21 protein-coding genes and 1 tRNA gene are annotated in these 24,228 nt (G+C 58.9%); 11 read left to right on the forward strand and 11 right to left on the reverse strand.

Annotation, left to right across the window (positions count from 1 at the left end):
* Nucleotides 1–31: 31 nt before the first annotated feature.
* The 5 genes from copD to ACZ9IM_RS24635 all read right to left on the reverse strand — a co-directional run bounded on the left by copD (nucleotide 32) and on the right by ACZ9IM_RS24635 (nucleotide 4,948).
* Nucleotides 32–961 carry a copper homeostasis membrane protein CopD gene (copD, locus tag ACZ9IM_RS24615; RefSeq protein WP_476225187.1) on the reverse strand — a complete coding sequence of 310 codons (930 nt, stop codon included), beginning with the start codon at nucleotides 959–961 and terminating at the stop codon, nucleotides 32–34.
* Between the two features lie 3 nt (nucleotides 962–964).
* Nucleotides 965–1,348 carry a copper homeostasis periplasmic binding protein CopC gene (gene copC, locus ACZ9IM_RS24620; RefSeq protein ID WP_476225188.1) on the reverse strand — a complete coding sequence of 128 codons (384 nt, stop codon included), beginning with the start codon at nucleotides 1,346–1,348 and terminating at the stop codon, nucleotides 965–967.
* A 55-nt stretch (nucleotides 1,349–1,403) separates the two neighbouring features.
* Nucleotides 1,404–2,294, reverse strand: coding sequence for a copper resistance protein B (locus ACZ9IM_RS24625; protein WP_476225189.1), 891 nt, complete (start codon nucleotides 2,292–2,294; stop codon nucleotides 1,404–1,406).
* Nucleotides 2,295–2,304: 10 nt separating this feature from the next.
* The gene (locus ACZ9IM_RS24630) at nucleotides 2,305–4,098 is read right to left on the reverse strand and encodes a copper resistance system multicopper oxidase (RefSeq protein WP_476225190.1); all 1,794 of its coding nucleotides are present in this window, start codon (nucleotides 4,096–4,098) and stop codon (nucleotides 2,305–2,307) included.
* 145 nt (nucleotides 4,099–4,243) lie between these two features.
* Entirely contained in the window at nucleotides 4,244–4,948 is a 705-nt protein-coding gene (locus ACZ9IM_RS24635; RefSeq protein WP_476225192.1) for a murein L,D-transpeptidase catalytic domain family protein, read from the reverse strand.
* A gap of 81 nt (nucleotides 4,949–5,029) precedes the next feature.
* Between ACZ9IM_RS24635 and ACZ9IM_RS24640 the strand changes: the two genes are divergently transcribed.
* Nucleotides 5,030–6,781, forward strand: coding sequence for a L,D-transpeptidase family protein (locus tag ACZ9IM_RS24640; protein WP_476225193.1), 1,752 nt, complete (start codon nucleotides 5,030–5,032; stop codon nucleotides 6,779–6,781).
* On the opposite strand, the gene ACZ9IM_RS24645 is transcribed toward ACZ9IM_RS24640, so the two are convergent.
* On the reverse strand, nucleotides 6,778–7,260 hold the full coding sequence (locus ACZ9IM_RS24645; RefSeq protein WP_427624520.1) for a hypothetical protein: 483 nt from the start codon (nucleotides 7,258–7,260) through the stop codon (nucleotides 6,778–6,780). The genes ACZ9IM_RS24640 and ACZ9IM_RS24645 overlap by 4 nt on opposite strands.
* Nucleotides 7,261–7,624: 364 nt before the next feature.
* Between ACZ9IM_RS24645 and ACZ9IM_RS24650 the strand changes: the two genes are divergently transcribed.
* The 5 genes from ACZ9IM_RS24650 (at nucleotide 7,625) to ACZ9IM_RS24670 (ending at nucleotide 13,970) form a co-directional block, all read left to right on the forward strand.
* Nucleotides 7,625–9,196, forward strand: a complete 1,572-nt coding sequence (locus ACZ9IM_RS24650; RefSeq protein ID WP_476225194.1) for a sensor domain-containing diguanylate cyclase — start codon at nucleotides 7,625–7,627, stop codon at nucleotides 9,194–9,196.
* Nucleotides 9,197–9,356: 160 nt separating this feature from the next.
* Complete coding sequence (locus ACZ9IM_RS24655; RefSeq protein WP_427624522.1) at nucleotides 9,357–9,491, forward strand: hypothetical protein; 135 nt, start codon at nucleotides 9,357–9,359, stop codon at nucleotides 9,489–9,491.
* 60 nt (nucleotides 9,492–9,551) lie between these two features.
* Nucleotides 9,552–12,122 carry a bifunctional diguanylate cyclase/phosphodiesterase gene (locus tag ACZ9IM_RS24660; RefSeq protein WP_476225195.1) on the forward strand — a complete coding sequence of 857 codons (2,571 nt, stop codon included), beginning with the start codon at nucleotides 9,552–9,554 and terminating at the stop codon, nucleotides 12,120–12,122.
* Nucleotides 12,123–12,222: 100 nt separating this feature from the next.
* On the forward strand, nucleotides 12,223–13,017 hold the full coding sequence (xth, locus tag ACZ9IM_RS24665) for an exodeoxyribonuclease III (RefSeq protein ID WP_427624525.1): 795 nt from the start codon (nucleotides 12,223–12,225) through the stop codon (nucleotides 13,015–13,017).
* A gap of 113 nt (nucleotides 13,018–13,130) precedes the next feature.
* Nucleotides 13,131–13,970, forward strand: coding sequence for an arylamine N-acetyltransferase family protein (locus tag ACZ9IM_RS24670; RefSeq protein WP_476225196.1), 840 nt, complete (start codon nucleotides 13,131–13,133; stop codon nucleotides 13,968–13,970).
* An 81-nt stretch (nucleotides 13,971–14,051) separates the two neighbouring features.
* Here ACZ9IM_RS24670 and ACZ9IM_RS24675 read toward each other — a convergent pair whose 3' ends face one another.
* Together ACZ9IM_RS24675 and ACZ9IM_RS24680 are read right to left on the reverse strand one after the other, a co-directional pair.
* Nucleotides 14,052–14,396 carry a BrnA antitoxin family protein gene (locus ACZ9IM_RS24675; RefSeq protein WP_476225197.1) on the reverse strand — a complete coding sequence of 115 codons (345 nt, stop codon included), beginning with the start codon at nucleotides 14,394–14,396 and terminating at the stop codon, nucleotides 14,052–14,054.
* A gap of 3 nt (nucleotides 14,397–14,399) precedes the next feature.
* Nucleotides 14,400–14,681: a BrnT family toxin gene (locus ACZ9IM_RS24680; protein WP_427624556.1), complete on the reverse strand. Its 282-nt coding sequence runs from the start codon at nucleotides 14,679–14,681 to the stop codon at nucleotides 14,400–14,402.
* A 255-nt stretch (nucleotides 14,682–14,936) separates the two neighbouring features.
* On the opposite strand from ACZ9IM_RS24680, the gene ACZ9IM_RS24685 reads away from it, so the two are divergent.
* Nucleotides 14,937–16,454 (forward strand): nucleobase:cation symporter-2 family protein, encoded by a 1,518-nt coding sequence (locus tag ACZ9IM_RS24685; RefSeq protein WP_476225198.1) that lies wholly within the window; start codon nucleotides 14,937–14,939, stop codon nucleotides 16,452–16,454.
* A 179-nt stretch (nucleotides 16,455–16,633) separates the two neighbouring features.
* Here the strand turns inward: ACZ9IM_RS24685 and ACZ9IM_RS24690 are convergent, their stop codons facing one another.
* Nucleotides 16,634–18,151, reverse strand: a complete 1,518-nt coding sequence (locus ACZ9IM_RS24690; protein ID WP_476225199.1) for an efflux transporter outer membrane subunit — start codon at nucleotides 18,149–18,151, stop codon at nucleotides 16,634–16,636.
* Between the two features lie 87 nt (nucleotides 18,152–18,238).
* Between ACZ9IM_RS24690 and ACZ9IM_RS24695 the strand changes: the two genes are divergently transcribed.
* From ACZ9IM_RS24695 to ACZ9IM_RS24705, 3 genes are all read left to right on the forward strand, one after another.
* Nucleotides 18,239–18,859, forward strand: a complete 621-nt coding sequence (locus ACZ9IM_RS24695; RefSeq protein WP_476225200.1) for a TetR/AcrR family transcriptional regulator — start codon at nucleotides 18,239–18,241, stop codon at nucleotides 18,857–18,859.
* Between the two features lie 179 nt (nucleotides 18,860–19,038).
* Entirely contained in the window at nucleotides 19,039–20,160 is a 1,122-nt protein-coding gene (locus ACZ9IM_RS24700) for an efflux RND transporter periplasmic adaptor subunit (protein WP_427624531.1), read from the forward strand.
* On the forward strand, nucleotides 20,157–23,243 hold the full coding sequence (locus ACZ9IM_RS24705) for an efflux RND transporter permease subunit (protein WP_008075954.1): 3,087 nt from the start codon (nucleotides 20,157–20,159) through the stop codon (nucleotides 23,241–23,243). Before ACZ9IM_RS24700 ends, ACZ9IM_RS24705 begins: the two co-directional genes overlap by 4 nt.
* A gap of 99 nt (nucleotides 23,244–23,342) precedes the next feature.
* Here the strand turns inward: ACZ9IM_RS24705 and ACZ9IM_RS24710 are convergent.
* Nucleotides 23,343–23,418 (reverse strand) — tRNA-Asn (locus ACZ9IM_RS24710).
* 225 nt (nucleotides 23,419–23,643) lie between these two features.
* On the opposite strand from ACZ9IM_RS24710, the gene ACZ9IM_RS24715 reads away from it, so the two are divergent.
* The gene (locus ACZ9IM_RS24715) at nucleotides 23,644–23,874 is read left to right on the forward strand and encodes a hypothetical protein (RefSeq protein ID WP_218399152.1); all 231 of its coding nucleotides are present in this window, start codon (nucleotides 23,644–23,646) and stop codon (nucleotides 23,872–23,874) included.
* On the opposite strand, the gene ACZ9IM_RS24720 is transcribed toward ACZ9IM_RS24715, so the two are convergent.
* Nucleotides 23,871–24,071 carry a hypothetical protein gene (locus tag ACZ9IM_RS24720; protein ID WP_007905992.1) on the reverse strand — a complete coding sequence of 67 codons (201 nt, stop codon included), beginning with the start codon at nucleotides 24,069–24,071 and terminating at the stop codon, nucleotides 23,871–23,873. The genes ACZ9IM_RS24715 and ACZ9IM_RS24720 overlap by 4 nt on opposite strands.
* Between the last annotated feature and the right edge of the window lie 157 nt (nucleotides 24,072–24,228).

Here is a 24,228-nt window from a genome sequence, read left to right on the forward strand (position 1 = left end):
TATTGATCCATATCAAACGATCTCTTCAGGCTTATTGCGCTGCCATTTCCATCTCCGGGCTCAACGTTCCGAGCCAGGCCACCAACCCCACGATCACCACAGCAGCCACCCATTCCACCAGCACGCTGCGCCGCAACGCATTAGCGGCGACGGCGTATTGCCCGTCCCGCAACGATCGCTCCAATAACGGCCCAAGGTGAAACCGGTTCAACGCGGCGAGCACGAGCATTCCTGCAAACAGCACCACTTTGATGAACAGCAAAACCCCGTAAGTACTGAGAAATACCTCGTCCAGTTTCGGCCCGACAATGAACAGATAATTCACAACCCCTGTCACCGTAATGACCACCACGATGGCCGCGCCAATCACCTCAAATCGATTAACGGCGCGGACCAGCAACCTGATGCGCGCTTCAGTGTGCAGGGCGTTGATTCTTGCCATCAGCGCAAACGCCATCAATGCGCCAAGCCAGGCCCCTGCCGTCAGCAGGTGCAGAATGTCCACCGTGAAATGCCAGAAACGACGACTGCCTTCATCCATAGCGCCATGCCCGTTCCAGGCCAGGCTGGAAAGGGCAACACCGCCGGCAAAAGCTGCAACCCATAAACTGAAACCAGGTGCACGGAGCATCACCACTAAACCTGCGATGACCAGCGCAACAATGCGAACCCCCCAAGCCAGCCCGACATTCGTCTCGAACAGCATCATCTCGATGTGCGGACGCAGCTCGGCGAAGTCCGATTCCCCGCTCATGGCACTCGCCATCATCACCATGCTCGCGACGGACAACACCACCCCCAGCACTGCCGTCCCCGCCAACATCGGCCGAAACGGCAACACCGCTCCCGACAGCCGCTCCTGTCCTTTAAGGCTGTACAGCCCAAAGAGCGCCACCCCAAACAACAGCATCAAATCCACATACAACGCAAAGCGCAGGGCAATGCTGACCGAGTCGCTCATCAATCACTTCACTTTGAACGTAACGTTGCCGGTGATCGGGTGAGTGTCCGAAGACACGGCGCGCCATTCGACTTTGTAGCTGCCGGTGGGCAATGGCGAGAGCGGGGTGATGACCATGGTTTTCGGGTCGCTGCCGCCGGAAACTTTGGCCTTCATCGGCATGGGGGAATGGGCCATGCCGGGCATTGCGGTCATGACCAGTTTGGCACCGGAGAATTGGGTCATGAGGTTTTCCGAGAAATGCAGTTCGATGTTGCTCGGCGCTACACCGTCCGCACCTTCAGCCGGGGTGGAGGAGAGCAGTTTCGGGTGGGCTTGAGCCAGTGTGCTCATGAGCAGCCCGGTTGAAAGTGCGATGGCAACAGCGGTGGTTTTGATGGTGCGCATGCAAGGCCTCTTACCGCTTTAAGCGGTTGGTTTTTAGGTTTTTGAGTTAAAGCGTTTAGAACCACAACCGAACGCCGAGCACGAGGCGGGCTTCGCTGCGGTCCTCGCCTTCGTCCTTGGCGTAGTCGGCGGTTTTGCCGTAGGTGCGGTTCCAGGTCACCCCGATGTAAGGCGCGAATTCCCGGCGGATTTCATAGCGCAATCGCAGGCCGGCTTCGGTGTTGGACAGCCCGGAGCCGATGCCCCGTTGCGGGTCGTTTTTGCCGTAGACGTTGAGCTCGGCGGTCGGCTGCAAAATCAGTCGGTTGGTGAGCAGGATGTCGTAGTCGCCCTCCAGCCGTGCAGCGGTCTGGCCACCTTCGCCGATGAAGGCCGTAGCCTCGGCTTCGAAGTTGTACAGCGCCATGCCTTGCACGCCTAGTGCGGCCCAGGTTTGTGGGGCGCCGGGTTTGAAATCCTGGCGCACGCCGGTCACCACGTCCCACCAGGGGGAGATGGCGTGGCCCCAGAGAGCCTGGACTTCGGCGTCTTCGGTCTTGCCATTGACGCGTTCGCCTTCGGAGCGCAGCCACAGGCGATCGATGTCGCCGCCGACCCAGCCGGACAGATCCCAGGCCAGGGCGCTGCCGTCGTCGGCGTCCTGCCATTCGAGTTTGTCGGCGAGGAAGTAATAGTTGAGCGCGGTGTCATGCACATTGTGGCCGGTGGGGCTGGCGTATACGGCGGCGCGGTCGGCGTCGGTCAATGCCGGGATCGGCGTGCGGCTTTGGGTTGGCGCGGCGGGCTGCATCTGGCCGTCGTCCATGCTCTGCATTTGGCTGTGATCCATGCCCGGCATCTGGCTATGGTCCATGCCCTGCATATCGTCGGTAGCAGCCATGGCCGAAGAAACCGTGAAGCCAGCGAGTGCCAAAGCGAGGCGGGTAGAGCGATTCAGTCTGGTCATGGGTAGCGCCTCATTCTTCCACGCGAACTTCACGGAACATGCCCATTTCCATGTGGTACAGGAGATGGCAGTGATAGGCCCAGCGGCCGAGCGCGTCGGCGGTGACCCGGTAGCTGCGCTTTGATCCCGGTGGCATGTCGATGGTGTGTTTACGCACCATGAACTGGCCGTTCTCGTCTTCGAGGTCGCTCCACATGCCGTGCAGGTGAATGGGGTGAGTCATCATCGTGTCGTTGACCAGCACCACACGAATTCGCTCGCCGTACTTGAGTCGCAGCGGTTCGGCGTCGGAAAATTTCACGCCGTTGAACGACCAGGCGAACTTCTCCATATGGCCGGTGAGGTGCAGCTCGATAGTGCGACCGGGCTCGCGGCCATCCGGGTCTTCGAAGGTGCTGCGCAGGTCGGAGTAGGTCAGCACGCGGCGACCGTTGTCGCGTAGGCCCAGGCCCGGGTCGTCAAGTTTCGGCGAGGTGCTCATGGCTTGCATGTCCACCAGCGGGTTGTCCTTTTCCGTGTCTGGATGGGATTGCATACCGGCCATGCCGCCCATGGCCATGCTGCTGTGATCCATGCCGGCCATGTTGTCCATGCCCTGCATATCACCGCCGTCCATGCCCGTCATGCCTTGCGGTGCACTGTGATCCATCCCCGCCATGTCGCCGCCCATGCTGCCGTGATCCATCCCGCCCATGCCCATGTCATCCATGGTCACCAGCGGTCGCGGATCCAGCGGAGGCACTGGCGCCGACAAGCCGGCCTTCACCGCAAGGGTGCCTCGTGCAAAACCCGTTCGGTCCATCGACTGGGCGAACAGGGTGTAGGCGTCCTGGGTCGGCTCGACGATCACATCGAACGTCTCCGCCACCGCGATGCGGAATTCGTCGACGCTCACTGGTTTGACGTGTTGGCCATCCGCGGCGACCACGGTCATTTTCAGGCCGGGGATGCGCACGTCGAAGTAGGTCATCGACGAGCCGTTGATGAAGCGCAGTCGCAGCTTTTCGCCGGGGCGGAACACGCCAGTCCAGTTCATGCTCGGCGCCTGGCCGTTCATCAAGTAGGTGTACGTGGCGCCGCTGACGTCGGCCAGATCGGTGGGGTTCATCTTCATCTCGGCCCACATCTTGCGATCGGCAACTGTCGAGCCCCAGCCTTTCTCGCTGACGTCGTGGATGAAATCGCCCACGGTGCGCTTGTGGTAGTTGTAATAGTCGGATTGTTTCTTGAGTTTGCTCATCAGGCCGACCGCGTCTTCATCGGTCCAGTCGGTCAGCATCACCACGTAATCGCGGTCGTACTGGAAAGGCTCCGGTTCCCTGGCGTCGATCACCAATGGCCCGTAAACCCCGGACTGTTCCTGAAAGCCGGAATGGCTGTGATACCAGTAAGTACCGTTCTGCCGGACCTTGAATTGGTAGACGTACATGCCATCCGGTTCTATCCCGTGAAAGCTCAACCCCGGCACGCCGTCCATGTTGGCGGGCAGCAGAATGCCGTGCCAGTGAATCGAGGTGCTGTCCTTGAGTTTGTTTTTTACCCGCAGTGTGACGGTGTCGCCTTCACGCCAGCGCAGCAGAGGGCCGGGAATGCCGCCGTTGATGGTCATCGCGGTTCGAGGGTTGCCGGTGATGTTGACCGGGGTTTCGCCGATGAACAGGTCGAACTCGGTACCGGCCAGCACGTTCGGTTCGCCGGGGCTGCTGACCGCCCAGACCGGCGTGCGCCATAGCCCGAGGCCCGCGAGGGCTCCACCCGCGGCCAGGCCCTTCACGAAAGTGCGTCTTGAGGTGTTGGAGTGCATGCCGTTTTTCCCATCCGTCAGCTTGATGAAGCCCTCAAGTCCATCCTGAGCGAAGGGAGGAGAACTTAATGAGGTGAAGGCTAACGGGCGGCGCCTTTCAGCAGACTGAGGCCAAGATTACATTTCTGACAGTTTCACTCTGTGTTTAGTGACTTCTGTTCGGCTTGGACGAGTCCGCCACGGTGGCGTTACCGCAATTGATATACGAGGAAGACTTCAACCAGCGCTGATCCGGATAGTAAGAAAACAACAGCTGCCCATCCTTCATCGAGTCGATCAGCTGATGCGCAATCGCAGGCCTCACCGCCGGGCAACCCAGGCTTCTGCCGATCCGGCCATTCGCCCGCGCCAGATCCGGACTGACATACGGCGCGCCATGAATAACGATCGCCCGCTCGAAAGCATTGTCGTTGAAACCCGGCTCCAAACCTTCCATGCGCAACGAGTAACCATTCTGCCCGACATAGCTGGACTGGGTTCGGTACAAACCCAGACTGGTGGCGAAGCTGGCATTGCGGTTGGAAAACTGACTGGCCATGTTTTCGCCGCTGTTGCGACCGTGGGCGACCAGTTCGTGGAACAACAATTTGCGTTGTTTAAGGTCGAACACCCAAAGACGCTGCGCGGTCGAGGGCAGGGAATAATCGATCACTGCTAGTCTTTGAGCCGGGGCCGCACTCCGGGCCCGGCTGCATTGGGAAGCGCGTACGGCCAGGGCAATCACCTTGGCGTTGGCATTGGGGGCCGCTTTGATCAGCGCGGCTTCAAGCGAATCGGCGTAGGCTGCCGGTAAGGTAAAAGCGGTCAGCAACAGGGCCGTCATTAAAAAGCCGAAGCGGTCTAGGGCCATATGCAAGTCTCATCTGATTGTTTCGAGTCTAGCAGCGCGCACGACACTAGCCGGTTGAAAACGGGAGATTAAGGATTATCCATGGGGCAGTTAACAAGGTTATTCGTCATAAGCCGCATATTTTTTATGGGCTTTCTGATAAGCGGCATGGCAATTGCGGAAACTTCGCCGATTGAGCCGCCATCTCCCGTTAGCGTGGTCGCGGATGCCGCGCCTGGCGATTATGTCGGTCAGGCGATTCAGGCGGCGCTGGCGCCATTGAGTTCGGCGTTTCCCCCGTTGCTCACGTCACCAGGCCATCAACGGGTCGACGTCAATCGAGCGGTGATGGACTTTTATAGCCATCGTGGCTATCGCGCTGCCTGGACGGACGATGACGATGTCGTCCAGCTGTTGAAAAGCCTGAGCGACACCGGGGTTGATGGCCTGGACCCCGAGGATTTTCGAATTGCCGAACTGGTCACGGCCAGAAACTCGATGCAGAAAACAGCGCCAACCCCCGGGCAACGGGCGGCTTTTGATATCTCGGCGACCCAGACGTTTATCACGGCGCTGCTGCAGTTGCGGCGCGGCAAGGTCGACCCTTCGCGGCTGGACATCCATTGGAATTTCGACCCGGTCGGCATCGACCCTCGGGAGGACGTCAACCTTTTCTTCGCCGCCCTCGACAGCCATGACGTCGCGCGCGCGTTCGCCCAGGCGCCGCCACAAGAAGCGATTTATGGCACGTTGCGACAGGGCCTGGCGCAATTGCGCAGGGTTCGCGACAGTGGCGGCTGGCCAAAGGTCCCGGGAGGGCAGACCCTCAGGCCCGGCATGGACGACGCCTCGGTTGCGCAATTGCGCGCCCGTTTGGTGGCAGGTGGTTATCTAACCGCGAAAATGAACGCGCGCTCCGACTACGACGACACCGTCATGGCGGCGGTGAAGAAGTATCAGGCCGAGCAATACCTCGGGGCGGATGGTGTGGCGGGGCCGGCGACACTCGCGGCGCTGAACGTGCCGGTCGAGGCGCGAATCGATCAGGTCCGCGTGAACATGGAGCGGGCGCGGTGGCTGCTGTACAAACTGCAGGGTACTTTTGTCATCGTCGACATCGCCGGGTACAAGGTTTCGTTCTATCGCGATGGCAAGCTGATATGGCGCTCCCGGGTGCAGGTCGGTAAACCGTATCGCAGCACACCGATTTTTCAATCCGAGATCACTTACATCACGTTCAACCCGACCTGGACCGTGCCGCCGACCATACTGGTCAAGGACATGCTGCCGAAGATTCGCAACAATCCCGGTTATCTTGATGCAAACCGGATCCGCGTGATCGATCGAGAAGGCAACGTGCTCGACCCGTCGACCGTCGATTGGGACAACCCGCGCGGCCTAACGCTGCGTCAGGATGCAGGGTCGGATAACTCGCTGGGGCAGGTGGTCATTCGCTTTCCCAATGACTATGCGATTTACCTGCACGACACCCCGCATCGCGAGTTGTTTGCGCAATCCAATCGCGCGACCAGTTCTGGCTGTATTCGGGTGGAAAACCCGCTGCAATTGGTGGAGCTGTTGTTCAACGACCCGGTTCGCTGGGGCAGCGAAGGGATTCAAAAGCAGTTAGCCAACGGCAAGACAGAGAACATCAGGCTCCCCGTGAAAGTGCCGGTGCTGTTGGCCTACTGGACGGTGGACCTGAGTCTTGATGGGCGAGTGACGTTCAAACCCGATGTGTATGGGTACGATAACCCGGTGTTGCGGGCGCTGAATCTGCCTTCGGAACGGCCAACGCTGGACGGGAGGCGAGCGGCGCCTCCCTCGATGGCGGTGGGGCAGAACGAGCTTTAAAGCCCCAGCCCTTCTTGCACCGCCAGAAGCAGGTTGTGTTCCGTCAGTGCGATCGCATCCGGTTGTTGTCCGGACTGTTCGATCGCCTGAAGCCACCAATGCGTCTTGCCGTGTTCATCCACGGTTCGCAACAGGGCGAGTTCCTTGTCTGTCGAGTGGATTTCGACTCGCCCGGCACCGTCGGTGGTGAAGCGGGCGACAGGGTCGAAGGTGATGCTGTGGTGGTTACCGTCGATCAGCAGTTGGTCGATGGCGTAGTCGTAGGTCGCACCGTCCGGGGCACTCTCGAACACGTGCGTGGAGTTGCGTCGCAGCTTCAGGCCCACTTCGATCAGTGGCTGCAGCCAGGCTTCAATCTGGTGATACAGCTCATAGACCTGGGCGGGCCAGCTGTCGATGGCCTGATCGGCGATGGTCGCGTCGGCACTGGTTTGCCGGGATTGTTTCAGCTTCTCGGCGAGCTCGTCTGCTTTACTCATTTCGATTTCCTGTCGTGATGTCAGTTAATCGTAGCTCCTTCAAGGTCATGCGGTTTTGCCTTGCGTCATGCGATTGAAACACCCGCGGTCCTTAGGGATAAATGCCAGTCAGTCAAACGGTAATGCGATCCTGTAGCAGCTGCCGAGCTTGCGAGGCTGCTACAAAAAAGTGCGTCGCGGCTAATTGCTTAACTAAAGCTGTCGCGGGTGAAGGCGCTGATTACCCCTCGGCTCGTATTTCACTCGTCGGGAAGTCGATCTCTGTAGATCTGGCGCATTTACCCCGCACAACCCCGTAGACTAAGCTCACAAAAAATAAGGGTTTTGGGCCTTCGCCCATGCCTTACCCTTTCAGGACTCGCTTTTGCCTATCCCCATTCCCGATCCGCACCACGCGCCCGATGGTGCCTTGAGGCGGTTGCCCCTGCTCAAAGCCGCGGTGCTGTTTATTGCGGCGGTGTGCCTTTGTCTTTGTGGGCTGCTTTATCTGCAACTGGAGCAGTCGCGCCGTCACGATCTGGCGTTGGCCGAGGTGTCTTCGTCGAACCTGACGCGGGCCATGGCGCAACAGGCCGAAGACACGTTCATGAAAGCCGATCTGGTGCTGACCAGTCTGGTGGACTGGATTCAGGCTGAAGGTTTCGACGCTGTCCAGACGCCACGCTTGCAGAAAACCTTCGCCCGGCGGGTGCAGGCGCTGCATCAGTTGCACGGGATATTTCTGTTCGACAAGCAGGGGCAACGGGTCGTGACGTCGTTCGAAAACCTGTCCCGTGGCCCAGGTGTGGCGGACCGCGAGTACTTCAGGTTTCACCAGCAGAACGTATCGTCCCCGGCACACATCGGCCCGGCGATTCGCAGTCGGGAAAATGGCGAGTGGATCATTCCGGTTTCCAGGCGAGTAAACGACCCGAGCGGCAATTTCCAGGGGGTGCTGGTGGCCGGGATCAAGATGTCGTACTTCGACCAGTTCTTCAAAAGCTTCAGCCTCGATAACAACGGCGCGATGTTTTTGGCGTTGACCGATGGAACACTGCTGGCGCGACGGCCGTTTGTGGATTCGCAGATCGGCACGTCATTGGCTCAGGGGGAGATTTTTCAAAAACTTCTGCCCAGCGCGACATCCGGCAACGCCATGATCGACTCGGTGGTGGATGGCATCGTTCGGTTGTATGGCTACCGACAACTCGATACCTATCCGGTGGTGGTCGCGGCGGCATCTTCCAAAGACGCGATCCTCAAGGACTGGTATGACACGGCGATTCAATCCAGTGTGATCGTCGCTCTGGTCGTCCTCGGCGTGGGGTTGTTCGGTTGGGTGTTCATTCACCAGGTGCGCGCGGGCGAGCGCATCGAGGCGGATTTGCGTGAGGCGCAGAAAACCCTGGAATTGATCGCCACCCACGACAGCCTGACCGGGTTGGCCAACCGTCGATTGTTCGAGCGGGCGCTGGAGATCGAGTTCGGGCGCGGTGCCCGGCGGTCGAGTCCGCTGAGCCTGATCATGCTCGATATCGATTATTTCAAGCGCTATAACGACGCCTACGGTCATGTGGCGGGGGACCATTGCCTGGCCGAAGTGGCGCGGGCACTGAAGAGTTGCTGTCACCGCAACGCCGATCTGGCGGTGCGTTACGGCGGTGAAGAGTTCGCGGTGTTGCTGCCGGACACCGATATTCATGGTGCACTGACGATCGCCGAGCAGATCCGCCGTAGCGTCATGGACAAAAACATCATCCACAGCGGCTCACCCACGGGCTACGTGACGGTCAGCCTTGGCTGTTATTCGTTTGTGCCGACGGGGCACGACAGTGCCGAAATGTTGATCAAGCGCGCGGATGCGGCGTTGTACCAGGCCAAGCATTCGGGACGAAATCGTTCGGCAGTGTTGTCGATGGAAGGGGGCGTCGAGGCACTGATGCGCTCGGACCGCTAATGCTAGTCAGTTAAGTGCAATCCATGTGGGAGCGGCGGTGCGGCGATCCGACTTGCTCGCGAAGTCGGCGGCACAGTCAACATTGATGTCGCCTGACACACCGCCTTCGCGAGCAAGCCCGCTCCTACAGGTTTCGCATTGGTCGTCATGGATTGCTTTTATGCGTCGAACTGCCCGTCCAGCCGCCAGCGCCACCGGTGCTACCACCGGCAGACCCCGTACCGCTGACTTGCGTTATTCAGGGGCGGTGACCGGGCAGGGCTGCTATGGTCAGTGGAGAGCCTGGCTGCCATGACGACAGACCAGACCCCGCCGGCCTCACCCGATAAGGCGATCGATTGACAGGAACAAGTGCATGGATTTGACTGCCGTTACCACCGCTGCACCTGCGCGTCATACACCGATTACCCGTAACCTGATGTTCGTCATCGGCCTGCTGTTTGTGGTTGGGGTGCTGATTGCACTGATCGCCTTGTTCAGTATTGCCGGACGGCTCGATGCTCAGGATCTGAGCAAAACCACGTTCTACACGCAACGCGCACTTGAGAACCGCATCACCGCCTCGAAAAACTACATCGCCAGCTACGCCAACTGGACGACCGCCTACGACCACCTGAACGGCGAGGTCGATGTGCAGTGGGCCTACGTCGATCAGAACGTGGGTAAAACTCTGTTTACCATCGATCACTACGACGCGGTTTTCGTAATCGGTGGTCAGCGAACCAAATACGCCACGGTGCGCGGGCTGCTGGTTCAGGATCAGGCGACAGCCTATCTGTCGACCTCGATGGCGACGCTTGTAGACGAGGTTCAAAGTCAGGAAAGCCTCATCGAGCCCGTCAGCCGGTACACCTTGTTCGAAGGCAAACCGGCGCTGTTGACGGCGGCCGCGATCGTGCCCAATGACGAACGCCCTGCGGTCGATCCCAAGAGCACCTCAGTGCTTATATACGTCGACCAGTTGAACCCTGAAAAGCTCGCTACCTTGAGCGCCGATTACGGTTTGCATGACTTGAGCCTGACGGCCGACGACGTCATTGTTCCCGGTCAACCAGCCGTCGCTCTGACCGGCACCGGTTACAGCCTGGTCTCCCGGCTTGAGCAGCCGGGTCACCAATTGCTTTGGTCGTTGCTGCCGCCACTGGGCGGGGCGCTGTTGATTCTGGCGTTATTGACGGCTTACTTCTTTCGTTATGTCCTGCGCACGTCGGGGCATGTGGATGCGAGTTACACCAGCCTCGATTTGTCGAATCAGGCGCTTGAGGCCAGTGAAGAACGCTTTCGTGCGGTGGCCGAAGCCGCGTCCGACTGGATCTGGGAAACCGACGACCAGCATTGCATCACTTATCTGTCGGGGCGCTTCAGCACCGTCACCGGGTTCTCGGATCAGCAATGGCTGGGGCAGAACATCGGGCAACTGCTCAATTGCGAAACCACGCCCTTGTCGCTGTGGCTGAACAAACTTGATGAAGAACAAGCCGTCAGCCACTTGCGCTGTTCCTACCGTGATCAATCGGCGCAACAACGGGTCTGCCGGGTGTCGGCGCGACCGATCCAGCGCAAGGGCGCGCTATTGGGTTTTCGCGGGACGGCCAGCGACATCACTGATGAAGTCGCCGCCCATGCGCAGATCCAGCATCTGTCGATGCACGACGCACTGACGGGCTTGCCGAACCGCAACAAACTGGCGCGCTACCTCGAAGACGCACTGGCCCTGAAAGAGCAATCGACGGCGTTGACGTTGTTGATGATCGACCTGGATAACTTCAAGCCGATCAACGATTCCCTCGGCCACCCGGCGGGCGATGCGGTATTGCTGGAAGTGGCGATCCGTTTGCGCGAATGCACGCGGGATATCGATCTGGTTGCGCGATTGGGGGGCGACGAGTTCGTGCTGGTGCTCCACGGCATGGACAGCCACGCGGAAATCGACCGCTTTTGCGAGCGCTTGCTCGACAGCCTGCATCAACCGATCCATTACGATCACCACACGCTGCACATCGGTGCGAGCATCGGTATCGCCCTGAGTCGGCGCCAGGGGCATCTTCCGGAGGAGCTGATTCGCTGTGCCGATATCGCGTTGTATCAGGCCAAATCCAATGGCAAGAAGACCTGGTGCTACTTTGCGCCGCACATGAACGATCAGATCCAGCACCGCCGGCAACTGGAAAGCGACCTGCGTCAGGCGATCAAGAACAACGAATTCGTGATGCATTACCAGCCGCGTTATCACGTCGATGGCAAGCAGATCGTCTCGGTCGAAGCGTTGTTGCGCTGGCAGCATCCGGTGCAAGGCTTGTTGAACCCCGACGCGTTTATTCCATTGGCCGAGCAGACCGATCTGATCGTGCCATTAGGGCGCTGGGTGTTGCGCGAGGCGTGCGAGACGGCCTTGACCTGGCCTTGTGCGATGATGGTCTCGGTCAACCTGTCGCCGGTGCAATTTGCCCGTAGCGATGTGATCGAGGACGTCCGGGAGGCGTTGATCCAGAGCCGATTGCCCGCCAGTCGACTGGAACTGGAGATCACGGAAAATGTGATGCTCATTGATGTCGACGGCGCTCTGGCGACCATGAATGCGCTCAAGGAGTTGGGCGTACGGTTGAACATGGACGATTTCGGCACCGGTTATTCTTCGCTGGGTTACTTGCGCACGTATCCGTTTGACGGGATCAAGATCGACAAGCGCTTCATCGCGTCCATGAGCAACGGCAGCAATGATCGCGCCGTGGTGCAGGCGATCATCAACCTGGGCAAGGCCATGGGCCTGACCGTGACTGCCGAAGGTGTCGAGACGCTGGAGCAACTGGACTTTCTGATTTCGGACCAGTGCCATGAAGTGCAGGGGTTCTACCTCAGTCGGCCGGTGGACAGATATGCACTGCTGCCGTTGCTCAAGGCATCATGGGAAGATCACCCGCTGTAAGTCTCGCGCCTTTAGTCGCCTGTTTCGTTCGCCGCGGCAACTGCCGTGGCGCATCCCGGTCACAACTGGATACCGCCCCATCCGTTGCGAGCGTCGGATCATGAAGAACCTGAAAATCGCCACCTTCAACGTCAACGGCATGCGCGCCCGCTTGCCGAATCTGCTGGCCTGGCTTGCGCGAGAACAGCCAGACATCGCCTGCTTGCAGGAACTCAAATCGGTCGACGGCGCATTCCCCGTCGCGGAGCTGGAGGCAGCCGGGTATGGCGCCGTCTGGCACGGCCAGGTGTCGTGGAACGGGGTGGCGATTCTGGCGCGCGATGCGCAGCCGTTGGAGAGCCGGCGCGGTTTGCCAGGTGATGACAGCGATACCCATAGCCGCTACGTGGAAGCCGCCGTGCATGGGGTTCTGGTGGGATGTCTGTACCTGCCCAACGGCAACCCGCAGCCGGGGCCGAAGTTCGATTACAAACTGGCGTGGTTCGAGCGGCTGATCTCGCACGCCAAGGAGTTGCAGAGCAGCGACCATCCTGTGGTGCTGGCCGGTGATTACAACGTGGTGCCCACCGATCTGGACATCTACAACCCGCGCTCCTGGCTCAAAGATGCGCTGCTGCAACCCGAGAGTCGCGTGTGTTATCAGCGGTTGCTGGATCAGGGTTGGACCGATTCCCTGCGTCATCTGTATCCAGAGGAGCGGATCTACACCTTCTGGGATTATTTCCGGCAGCACTGGCAGAAGAACTCGGGGTTGCGCATCGATCATCTGCTGCTCAACCCGGCACTGAGTCCTTACCTGCAGGAGGCGGGCGTCGATGCCTGGGTTCGCAACGAACCTCATGCCAGCGATCATGCACCGACATGGATTCGAGTGGGTTCGCGCAAGCGGCGATAGGTCTGGCACGTGCGGCGATTGGCTAAATCAATTGTCAGTCCGACCGTGTTATCCCTTATACATGGCGCCCATCGGTGGAGCGATCCGCGGACCCCTGCATAAAGGATTGAGCGATGAGCGAGACACGACTGACGAATCTTGCGCTGTACCTGCAACGCCTGGGCTTCGATGCGCCCCCGGCGCCAACCCTGGAAACCCTGCGCCAACTGCAACTGCGCCACACCGGTGCCTTCCCGTTTGAAAACCTCACCACTTTAATGGGCGAACCGGTGCTTATCGATCTGCCGTCCATCGAGCAGAAAGTCCTGCACGACGGTCGTGGTGGCTACTGCTACGAACTCAACAACCTGTTCCTGGCCTTGCTTCAGAGGCTGGGTTTCGAGGCGCGCGGCATCACCGGCCGCGTGGTCATGAACCAGCCGGAAGGCGGATGGACCGCACGCACTCACCGCTTGAGCCTGGTAACCCTCGGCGGTGTACGCTACATCACTGACGTCGGCTTTGGCGGCATGGTGCCCACCGCCCCGTTGATGCTCGACACCGAGGCCGAACAGCTCACTCCCCACGAACCCTATCGCATCGAACCGCATGCCGACGGCTACACCCTGCGCGCCAACGTCGGTGGTGAATGGCGGGCGATGTACATCTTCGACCTGCAACGGCAGGAAGACATTGATTACACCCTCGGCAACTGGTACGTCTCGACCCATCCCGAATCTTCCTTCGTGAAACAATTGATGGTGGCGCGGACGGGGGAGGGATGGCGACGCACATTGAATAACGGCAGCTTTGCCATTCACCGCATGGGCAGCGAGAGCGAGCGGCGGCAGGTGGCGGATGTGGATGAGTTGATCGGGTTACTGGAAAGCGAATTCGGGATTCGAGTGCCGGCGCAGGAAGTGTTGAAGCGGATGCTTGAGCGGTTGATTGAGCCTGTATCGCAGGAAAACTGAGGACCCCGTAAAGGGGCGGATTTGATCAATTCGCTCCTTTTTCTTTTGCTCGATCCAGGCGTGGGTGTGTTGGTTTTGTGCCTAGGAACGAACTTCAAGCTCCATCACGTGATGGATTTCGCTGAGGACCTCTGACAACTTTTTCTCCAGGCTTTTCAGCTCGGAGGCGGTGAGGCCTTTTTTCAAATGTCCGACATTTGCACCGGCAGTGTTCTGATCGGGCTTCGCCGCTTTGCCTTTATCGCTGAGCAATGCCTGGCGCAAGGTGTTGTTGATCACCGTCTGATAGCCATACCCCTCGCTTTCTGCCAGCGCGCGCGCGGTCTCTATGACGACATCATCGAGCATGATGGTGATTCGGGTCTTGCCTTTGCTGGAGGCAACCGCTCCACGCTTGGCATTGCTGAAGTCGTATTCATCTTTCATCGGTCAAGCCTCCATATAGTGGCGACGCTCGTTTTTGGTGGCGATGCGCGCGGAAATGATTCGCACGAAATTCGGGTCGCGGTAGGTGTATGCAACGACCAGCAGTCGACCTTTGGCATCCAGCCCGATGATGATCCATCGCTGCTCATCATGGTGGTTGTCCTGAAACATCAGAGCTCGTTCGTCATAAAACACGGGTTCTGTCTCGGCGAGGCTGACGCCTTGATGCTTCAGTTTGTTGGCCGCGTTCTTTGCCTTGTGGTACTGAATTTCGAATGACTTCATTATGCATACTTTATATGTATAAGCGAGGGGCGGCCGTGCCGGCGGTCGCTTGGAAAGCAAAAGATTAGCGGTGGGGAGGGAAAGGGGAGGAAGGATGTATTTCAAGAGTTTTTTAGGCCGGGGGGCTCTACGGCTAAAGGGCAGTGTGAACATCTGTCCGTAATCTGACTGGTTAGTTGTATACAACTATATAGACATTTGTCCTGACTATTGAATACAGTGTGCGCACAACAAAAACCAGGGAACCCCCCAACCATGAAAACGCCCCATGTTTCACAACAACGGCCCGAGGATGAGAATCTTGGGATCGGCGCGAATATGGCTTACGGCCTGCAACACGTTCTGACCATGTATGGTGGTATCGTCGCGGTGCCCTTGATCATCGGCCAAGCGGCCGGGCTCTCGCCGGCGGACATCGGTTTGTTGATTGCTGCTTCATTGTTTGCAGGGGGGCTGGCGACGTTGCTGCAGACCCTGGGTTTACCGTTTTTCGGTTGTCAGTTGCCGCTGGTGCAGGGCGTGTCGTTCTCCGGCGTTGCGACCATGGTGGCGATTGTCAGCAGCGGTGGAGAGGGTGGCTTTCAGTCGATTCTCGGGGCGGTGATTGCCGCGTCGTTGATCGGCTTGCTGATCACGCCAGTGTTCTCGCGAATCACCAAATTCTTTCCGCCGTTGGTAACCGGCATTGTGATCACCACTATCGGCCTGACGCTGATGCCGGTGGCCGCGCGCTGGGCCATGGGCGGCAACAGCCATGCCCCGGACTTCGGCAGCATGGCAAACATCGGCCTGGCGGCGGTGACGCTGGTGCTGGTACTGCTACTGAGCAAGATCGGCAGTGCGAGCATCTCCCGTTTGTCGATCCTCTTGGCAATGGTCATTGGCACCGTCATCGCCGTGTTCCTCGGCATGGCGGATTTCTCGTCCGTCACCCAAGGCCCGATGTTCGGCTTCCCGGCACCGTTCCATTTCGGCATGCCGACCTTCCACTTCGCCGCGATTCTGTCGATGTGCATCGTGATCATGGTGACCCTGGTGGAAACCTCCGCCGACATTCTGGCCGTCGGTGAAATCATCGGTACCAAAGTCGACTCCAAACGCCTGGGCAACGGCCTGCGCGCCGACATGCTGTCGAGCATGATCGCGCCGATCTTCGGCTCCTTCACTCAGAGCGCCTTCGCCCAGAACGTCGGGCTGGTGGCGGTCACCGGAATCAAGAGCCGTTTCGTGGTGGCCACCGGCGGTGTGTTCCTGGTGGTGCTCGGTTTGCTGCCCTTCATGGGCCGGGTCATCGCTGCCGTGCCAACCTCCGTACTCGGCGGCGCCGGCATCGTGCTGTTCGGCACTGTGGCGGCCAGCGGCATTCGGACACTGTCCAAGGTCGACTACCGCAACAACGTCAACCTGATCATCGTCGCCACCTCCATCGGTTTCGGCATGATCCCCATCGCCGCACCGAATTTCTACGACCACTTCCCCAACTGGTTCGCGACGATCTTCCACTCGGGCATCAGCTCCTCGGCAATCATGGCCATCGTGCTGAACCTGGCCTTCAACCACCTCACTGCCGGCAACTCGGATCAACAATCGGTGTTTGCGGCCGGTACCGAGCGAGTCTTGCGTTATCAGGATCTGGCGGCATTGCGGGAAGGGGATTACTTCAGTGAAGGTAAGCTGCGTGACTGCGACGGGAACGAGATTCCGGTGGTGGAGGCAGAGCATGGGCATGCCGAGCCGCGGGCGGTGCATGCGAAAAGCAGTGAGCATGTTTGACGGCGGTACCCGGTAAAAAGGCAGGTAGATCAAAAGATCGCAGCCTGCGGCAGCTCCTAAGGGAATTCGTGTGAGATGCGATCTCCGTAGGAGCTGCCGCAGGCTGCGATCTTTTGACTTTATGGCGAGCACAAAAAAGCCCCTGAGTCTTTCGAATCAGGGGCTTTTCGGTCCGTATTCTATTGGGGTTCTTTCGATATCCCTGGATCAGGAAAAAACATTCGAGTTCCCGCTCTTTTTGAGATAACGCGAGCATCTGAGTCGTCCCGCTGCCAACCGCCGCCCAATGCTTTGAACGTGGCCACTGCAGCGCGAGCCGATTCAGTTTGTGCCTGAGCTCTGCCATCAGATGCCGCTAAAAGGTGTTCATCGGCATCCAGTACTTCGATCAGGCTGACCACGCCTTTTTCATAGGCGACAAACGACGTCGCTCGGGCTTTCGCATACGCCGACTCACCCTGGGCGAGTTGTGTCGATTGTTGCTCGCGGTTGATCAGCGCTGAAAAAGCGCTTTCCACATCTTCGCAGGCCCGCAGAACGGACTGGCGGTAAGCGGCTAAGGCTTCGGCTTCCTGGCCTTTCGCCAAATCAATTTGAGCGTTGATGCGGCCAAAATCGAACAGCCTCCAACGTAATCCCAGTGCCGCCGAAGCCTGACTGGCGCCGTTGCTGAACAGGTTTGTGCTGGATACCGAGGTAGCACTGCCGAGCAGCGCCCCCACAGACAGTTTGGGGTAGTACTCGGACATGGCTTCGCCGATGCGTGCGTTGGATGCCGCAAGTCGGCGCTCAGCGACGATCAAGTCTGGACGCCGACGCAGCAGGTCGGCCGGAGCCCCCATGTCCGAGAGGCCTGGCACATCAGGGATGGGCGCCGGCTTAGTCAACTGCGCACTATAAGTGCCGGGCGCCTTGCCCAACATGACATCCAGCGCATTCATTGCCGCGTCAATGCCTGCTTGCAGTACCGGAACGGTGGCCTGCGCTTGATTCAGCGCGCCTTGGGTCTGGTTCAACTGCAGTTCAGCCGCCAGGCCTTTTGCGTAGAGATGTTCGATGGTGGTGAGCAGTTGTTGTCGTGTGTCTACTTGCTGGCGGGCTATTTCCAGGCGTGCTTGAAGGCCACGGAGGCTAATGTAAAGATCGGCTGTCTGCGCGACCACTGCCAGGCGTGTGGCAATCGCCCCGGCTTGTGAGGCCTGATAATCGGCGAAGGCGGCTTCTTTACCTCGGCGCAGCCCGCCAAACACATCCAGCTCCCAACCGGCATTCAAATTCGCCTCATAGGCACTGCCGTAGCGATTGTAGGAAGGGGCTGAATTCAGCACTTGACCCAACGGAGTCTCCAATGACTGACGGGCTCGGGCCGCTTGACCGTTGACGGTAGCCGACGGCAGGAGAGCTGCGTTAGCTGCGCCCAAACCGGCGCGAGCCTGCTCGATCCTTGCGCTTGCCTGGGCTAAATCGAGGTTCTGTTCAAGTGCTCGATTTATCAGCTGATTGAGTATCGGGTCATTAAATGCGTTCCACCAAGCGGCGAGATCGGCATTTGCGGCGCCCATTTGTCGTGCCTTGGACGTTTGCGCCGAGAAATGCTCGGGCAATTCCACACTGGGTTCTGAGTAGTCGGGGCCCACTGCGCAACCTGCAACCATACCCAAACACAGTAAGACGGCGAAACGAGGAGGAGGGTGCATGCGATACCTGCGAAAGGGTCGTTTTGTGACGATATTACAATTTGGTCACAAGTTGTCAACCACCTTTGGGATGAGTAAGCTGCTCGCATGAATCAGCCATCAGTTTCTTCGCCCAGCGCCCGTGGCCCAGTCGATCATGACATTCGAGACCAGATTGTCGCGGCGGCCAACGAGCATTTCAGTCAGTACGGTTATGGCAAAACAACGGTTTCTGACCTAGCCAAGACCATCGGCTTTTCCAAGGCTTACATCTACAAATTCTTTGAATCCAAGCAGGCGATTGGTGAAGCAATCTGTACAAATTGCCTGACTGAAATCGTTGCGGCAGTTGAGCAGGCCATCAATGTAGACGGCATCTCGCCGACTGAACGTTTTCGGCGCCTGGTCAAAACCTTAATCGCTACAGGTGTGAGCCTGTTCTTTAATGACCGTAAACTCTATGACATCGCAGCGTTCGCCGCATCGGAGCGCTGGCCCAGCTCACAAGTCTATGACGCTCAGATCAAGAGCTTCGTGTCGCAAATCGTGCGTGAGGGGCGAGAGCTCGGCGAGTTTGAACGCAAGACACCGCTGGACGAGACGGTAGAGGCGATTCATCTCGCTCTGCGGCCCTTTATCAATCCTTTGCTATTGCAGTACAACCTCGATTTTGTTGAAGAAGCCCCTTCTCTTATCTCCAATCTTGTTCTGCGCAGCCTGATGCCTTAAACCGTCCGCTGACGGATGCGCTACGCATCCGTATCAGCGTGTGCGCCTGAAAAAACCAGATATCAAGCCTCTCTGCCTTGCTCTGATCAAGTTGGGGAATGTTCATTCGTCTCGGCGGTGACTATTGACAGAATTGGTCACTTGAATAAGCATGGTGCATCCGCTACCGAGAGGTCTTTATGATCCAGCGCCATCGCATGTCACTCATTTTCATTGCCTTGTTGCCGTTTGCCCTGGCGGCCTGCAACGAGGCCACGCCTGCCGATCCTCGCCTTCAAGTGCCCTTGGTGCGCATCGGCGTGGTTCAACCCTCCGCGCCTGCGGCACGGGTATTCACCGGTATCGTCGCGGCTCGAGTTCAGAGCGATCTCGGTTTTCGGGTGCCTGGGAAAGTCTTGGAGCGCTTGGTGGACGCTGGGCAGAGTGTCAAACGTGGGCAGCCACTTATGCGCATCGATGCCAACGACCTGACGCTGACCGCCAGGGCGCAGCAGGAAGCGGTGCTGGCCGCTATGGCCCGAGCCCGGCAGGCCTCCGATGATGAACTTCGCTACCGTGATTTGGTGTCCGTCGGTGCGGTATCTGCCTCAGCTTACGCAGGGATCAAAGCGGCTGCCGACTCGGCGAAGGCTCAGCTAAACGCTGCCCGGGCTCAGGCTGATGTGGCGAAAAACGCGACCGGTTATTCGACGTTGCTGGCGGATGCTGATGGGGTTGTAGTGGATACCTTGGCGGAGCCGGGTCAGGTGGTTGGCGCAGGACAGATGGTGGTAAGCGTTGCCCATTCAGGGCAGCGCGAGGCCGTGATCCAGTTACCCGAGACGCTACGTCCTGCGCTGGGCTCGGCGGCGACGGTTGAGCTCTACGGGCAGAACCAGCGTGCAGGCAGCGCCCGTTTACGTCAGCTGTCCGACTCTGCAGACCGACAGACCCGAACGTTTGAAGCGCGTTATGTGCTGGAAGGGGCGCTCTCCAACGCCACCCTGGGTTCGACGATCTCAGTGGTTATCGCCGACACGGATGTTGCTGATGCCAAGGAATTCCAGGTCCCCATGGGGGCCCTCTACGACGCGGGTAAAGGCCCGGGTGTCTGGGTGGTTGGGGGAGAGCCGGAGCATGTGGTATGGCGCCCGATCAAGGTTCGCAGCCTGAATAACGAGGCCAGCGTGCGCGTGACGGGTGATCTGCAGGTGGGTGATCGTGTTGTCGCATTGGGTGCTCACTTGCTGAGCGAGGGAGAGAAGGTCAGGACTGAACTCGCCGATGCTCCGCAAAATTCAGTGGTTGAGGTAAGTCGATGAGCGGCTTCAATCTTTCGGCGCTGGCCGTACGCGAGCGCTCAATCACCCTGTTTTTGATCCTGCTGATTTCTGTGGGTGGGTTGTACGCCTTCTTCAAACTGGGGCGTGCGGAAGATCCCGCATTCACCATTAAACAAATGACGGTGGTCACCGCCTGGCCTGGGGCGACGGCCCAGGAGATGCAAGACCAGGTGGTAGAAAAGCTGGAAAAACGCATGCAGGAACTGCGTTGGTACGACCGGACCGAGACCTTTACCCGGCCCGGCTTGGCATTCACCACGGTTTATCTGCTTGATAGCACGCCGCCCTCAGCCGTCCAGGAGGAGTTTTACCAGGCGCGCAAGAAAATCCTGGATGAGCAGAAGGGGTTGCCGTCAGGGGTGATCGGCCCGATGGTCAATGATGAGTATTCCGATGTCACCTTCGCGCTCTATGCGCTCAAGGCCAAGGGCGAGCCGCAACGTCTGTTGGTGCGCGAAGCCGAGAGCTTGCGCCAGCGTCTGCTGCATGTGGCGGGTGTGAAGAAGGTCAACATCATCGGTGAACAGGCCGAGCGCATTTTTGTCGAGCTGTCCTACGAGCGTCTGGCGACATTGGGCATTTCCGCACGAGACATCTTCAGTGCGTTGAACACGCAGAACATGATAACGCCGGCCGGCTCGGTTGAAGCTAAGGGCCCACAGGTTTTCATCCGCCTGGATGGCGCGTTTGATGACCTGCAGAAGATTCGTAATACCCCACTGACGGTGCAGGGCAGAACCCTCAAGTTGTCCGATGTGGCTGAGGTCAAGCGCGGTTATGAGGACCCTGCGACGTTCCTGGTACGCAACAACGGCGAGCCCGCATTGTTGCTCGGCGTGGTCATGCGCGATGGCTGGAACGGTCTGGATCTGGGGAAGTCGCTGGAGGCCGAGGCAACAGCGATCAACGAGCAGATGCCTTTGGGCATGAGCCTGACCAAGGTCACGGATCAGGCGGTGAACATTGGCGCATCCGTCAACGAGTTCATGGTGAAGTTTTTTGCTGCCCTGGGCGTGGTGCTGCTGGTGTGTTTCCTCAGCATGGGCTGGCGTGTCGGCGTTGTGGTTGCCGCGGCGGTGCCGCTGACCCTGGCGGCCGTGTTCATTGTCATGGCGGCCACGGGCAAAGACTTCGATCGAATTACCCTGGGTTCGTTGATTCTGGCATTGGGGCTGCTGGTGGACGATGCAATCATTGCCATTGAAATGATGGTGGTGAAGATGGAGGAGGGCTACGACCGAATCAAGGCCTCCGCTTATGCCTGGAGCCACACGGCCGCGCCGATGTTGTCGGGGACATTGGTGACGGCGATCGGCTTTATGCCCAACGGTTTTGCCAAGTCGACCGCAGGTGAATACACCGCGAACATGTTCTGGATCGTTGGCATTGCGCTGATCACTTCCTGGGTGGTGGCCGTGGTGTTTACCCCTTACCTGGGCGTCAAACTGCTGCCGCAGATCAAGGTGCCTGAAGGCGGGCATACGGCGATTTACGGTACACCGAACTACCAGCGTTTCAGGCGCCTGCTGGGCAGTGTGATCCGCCGCAAAGGCCTGGTGGCTGCATCCGTCGTTGGCTTGTTTGTTGTTGCGATTCTGGGCATGGGCGTGGTCAAGAAGCAGTTCTTTCCAACGTCCGACCGACCTGAGGTGCTGGTTGAGGTGCAGATGCCTTACGGCACCTCTATAGAGCAGACTGATGTGGCCGCGGCCAAGGTCGAGGCGTGGTTGGCTCTGCAGTCGGAAGCCAGGATCGTCACCGCTTACATTGGCCAGGGCGCACCGCGCTTCTATTTGGCGATGGCCCCTGAGCTACCCGATCCATCCTTCGCAAAAATCGTCGTCCTGACCACGAGTCAGCAAGAGCGCGAGGCGCTCAAGCTCCGCCTCAGGCAAGCCGTAGCCGATGGCTTGGCGCCTGAAGCCCGGGTGCGGGTGACGCAGTTGGTATTTGGTCCTTATTCACCGTATCCGGTGGCCTTTCGGGTGATGGGCGCCGACCCCGCAGTGTTGCGGGATATCGCCGCGCAGGTGCGTGAGGTCATGACCGCCAGCCCCATGATGAGGACCGTCAACACCGATTTGGGCGAGCGCGCGCCGGCACTTCATCTCACGCTGGATCAGGATCGCCTGCAAGCATTCGGCTTGACCTCGACCGATGTCGCGCAACAGCTGCAATTCCTGCTCACGGGGGTGCCTGTCACCGAGGTGCGTGAGGATATTCGTTCGGTTCAGGTGGTTGCTCGCTCGGCGGGAGAGACGCGTCTGGATCCGTCGAAAATTGCCGCCTTCACGCTGACCGGTGCCCAAGGGCAGCGCGTGTCGCTGTCCCAGGTAGGGGCGGTGGATGTGCGCATGGAGGAACCCATTCTGCGACGTCGTGATCGTACGCCGACGATAACTGTGCGTGGTGACGTGGCTGAAGGTCTTCAGCCTCCCGATGTCTCCAACGCCTTGATAACGCAGTTGCAGCCCATCATCGAAAAACTGCCGGCGGGCTATCGGATTGAGTTTGCCGGCTCGATCGAGGAGTCGGGTAAAGCGAACAAGGCATTGCTACCGTTGTTCCCGATCATGATCGCGCTGATGTTGCTGACCATTATTATTCAGGTGCGCTCGATGTCGGCAATGATGATGGTGTTCGCCACTGCGCCTTTGGGCCTGATTGGTGTGGTGCCAATTCTGCTGCTGTTCCAGCAACCCTTCGGGATCAACGCGTTGGTGGGACTGATTGCCTTGTCAGGGATTCTGATGCGCAACACGCTGATCCTCATCGGGCAGATTCACTCCAATGAGCAAGCCGGCCTGTCGCCTTACAACGCCGTGGTCGAAGCCACTGTGCAGCGCGCGAGGCCCGTGATTCTCACGGCGTTGGCGGCAATGCTGGCGTTCATTCCGCTGACCCATTCGGTGTTCTGGGGAACGCTGGCCTACACCCTGATTGGCGGTACGTTTGCCGGCACCGTGCTGACCCTGGTGTTCCTGCCAGCGATGTACGCCCTCTGGTTCAAGATCAAGCCCGAGCCCGCGTATGAGCTTGCAGCGAACACTCATGTTGCTTGATACCTGCGTGCCGACAAAACGCCAAAACGAAAAAACCCGCCAAAAGGCGGGTTTTTCGGGGGGTTCAGAGATTTTGAAAGCCTTCTCTGGAACCTTGTCTGGCTCCACGACCTGGACTCGAACCAGGGACCCAGTGATTAACAGTCACTTGCTCTACCAACTGAGCTATCGCGGAATGGCGTCTATGTTACTGATTCAAAAAGAGAAGTCAAGCCTCTGTCGGCAGTTTGATGTTTTCATCGGATCGGAGGGGGTTATCGGCCATTGGCGGTTACCAGAATCGCGGTAGAGGTCTACCATGGTCGCCCGGAAGTGGTGACACGCGCTGCCGGCCCTCAGCCGAAAAGGTACGCGCCATGAATCATCCAGCCCTCACACTTCAAAACAGCGGGGTGTTCGCATGAGCATCGCTCAGATCAGCCTGCCCAAAGGCGTTGGTCCGCACGCCGAGAAACTGTTCGACGCAATCACTCAGGCCAGCACCGCTGACGAATTGAACCGCGCGGGCGGCAAGGCCGAAGGTTTTGTTTTGGGCCTGGAAAGCACCAAGGCGATCAAAAGCCAGGTGGCCGAGTCACTTTATGTGGCCTATGACGACGCGGCCAGCCAGCGCGCGGGCGAACTGGCCTAACCGCCGAAGGTAATGGTGCCGAGCATCAGCTTGGCGTAAAGCATCGTGGCGGTCAGTTGTACCAGCCACAACGCCAGACCGCCAAGGAACACGCCCGCAGCCACTTGCAGCACCAGGTTATTACCGCGTTTGGCCGAAGAGCGGGGCACGAAGTGGTCCAGCTCGTCGCGGTCGGCGCGTAGGTCATCGTTTTTCATGTGGGTTCTCAAGAATTCTCGGGTGTACATAAAACCTGTGGGAGCGAGCCTGCTCGCGATGGCGGCGGCACAGCTTGTATCTATGTGACAGAAAGACCGCTATCGCGAGCAGGCTCGCTCCCACATTGGATTTGTGTGGAGTTTAAAGGGCGGAGCC

The organism is Pseudomonas sp. TE12508 (genome assembly GCF_056279485.1).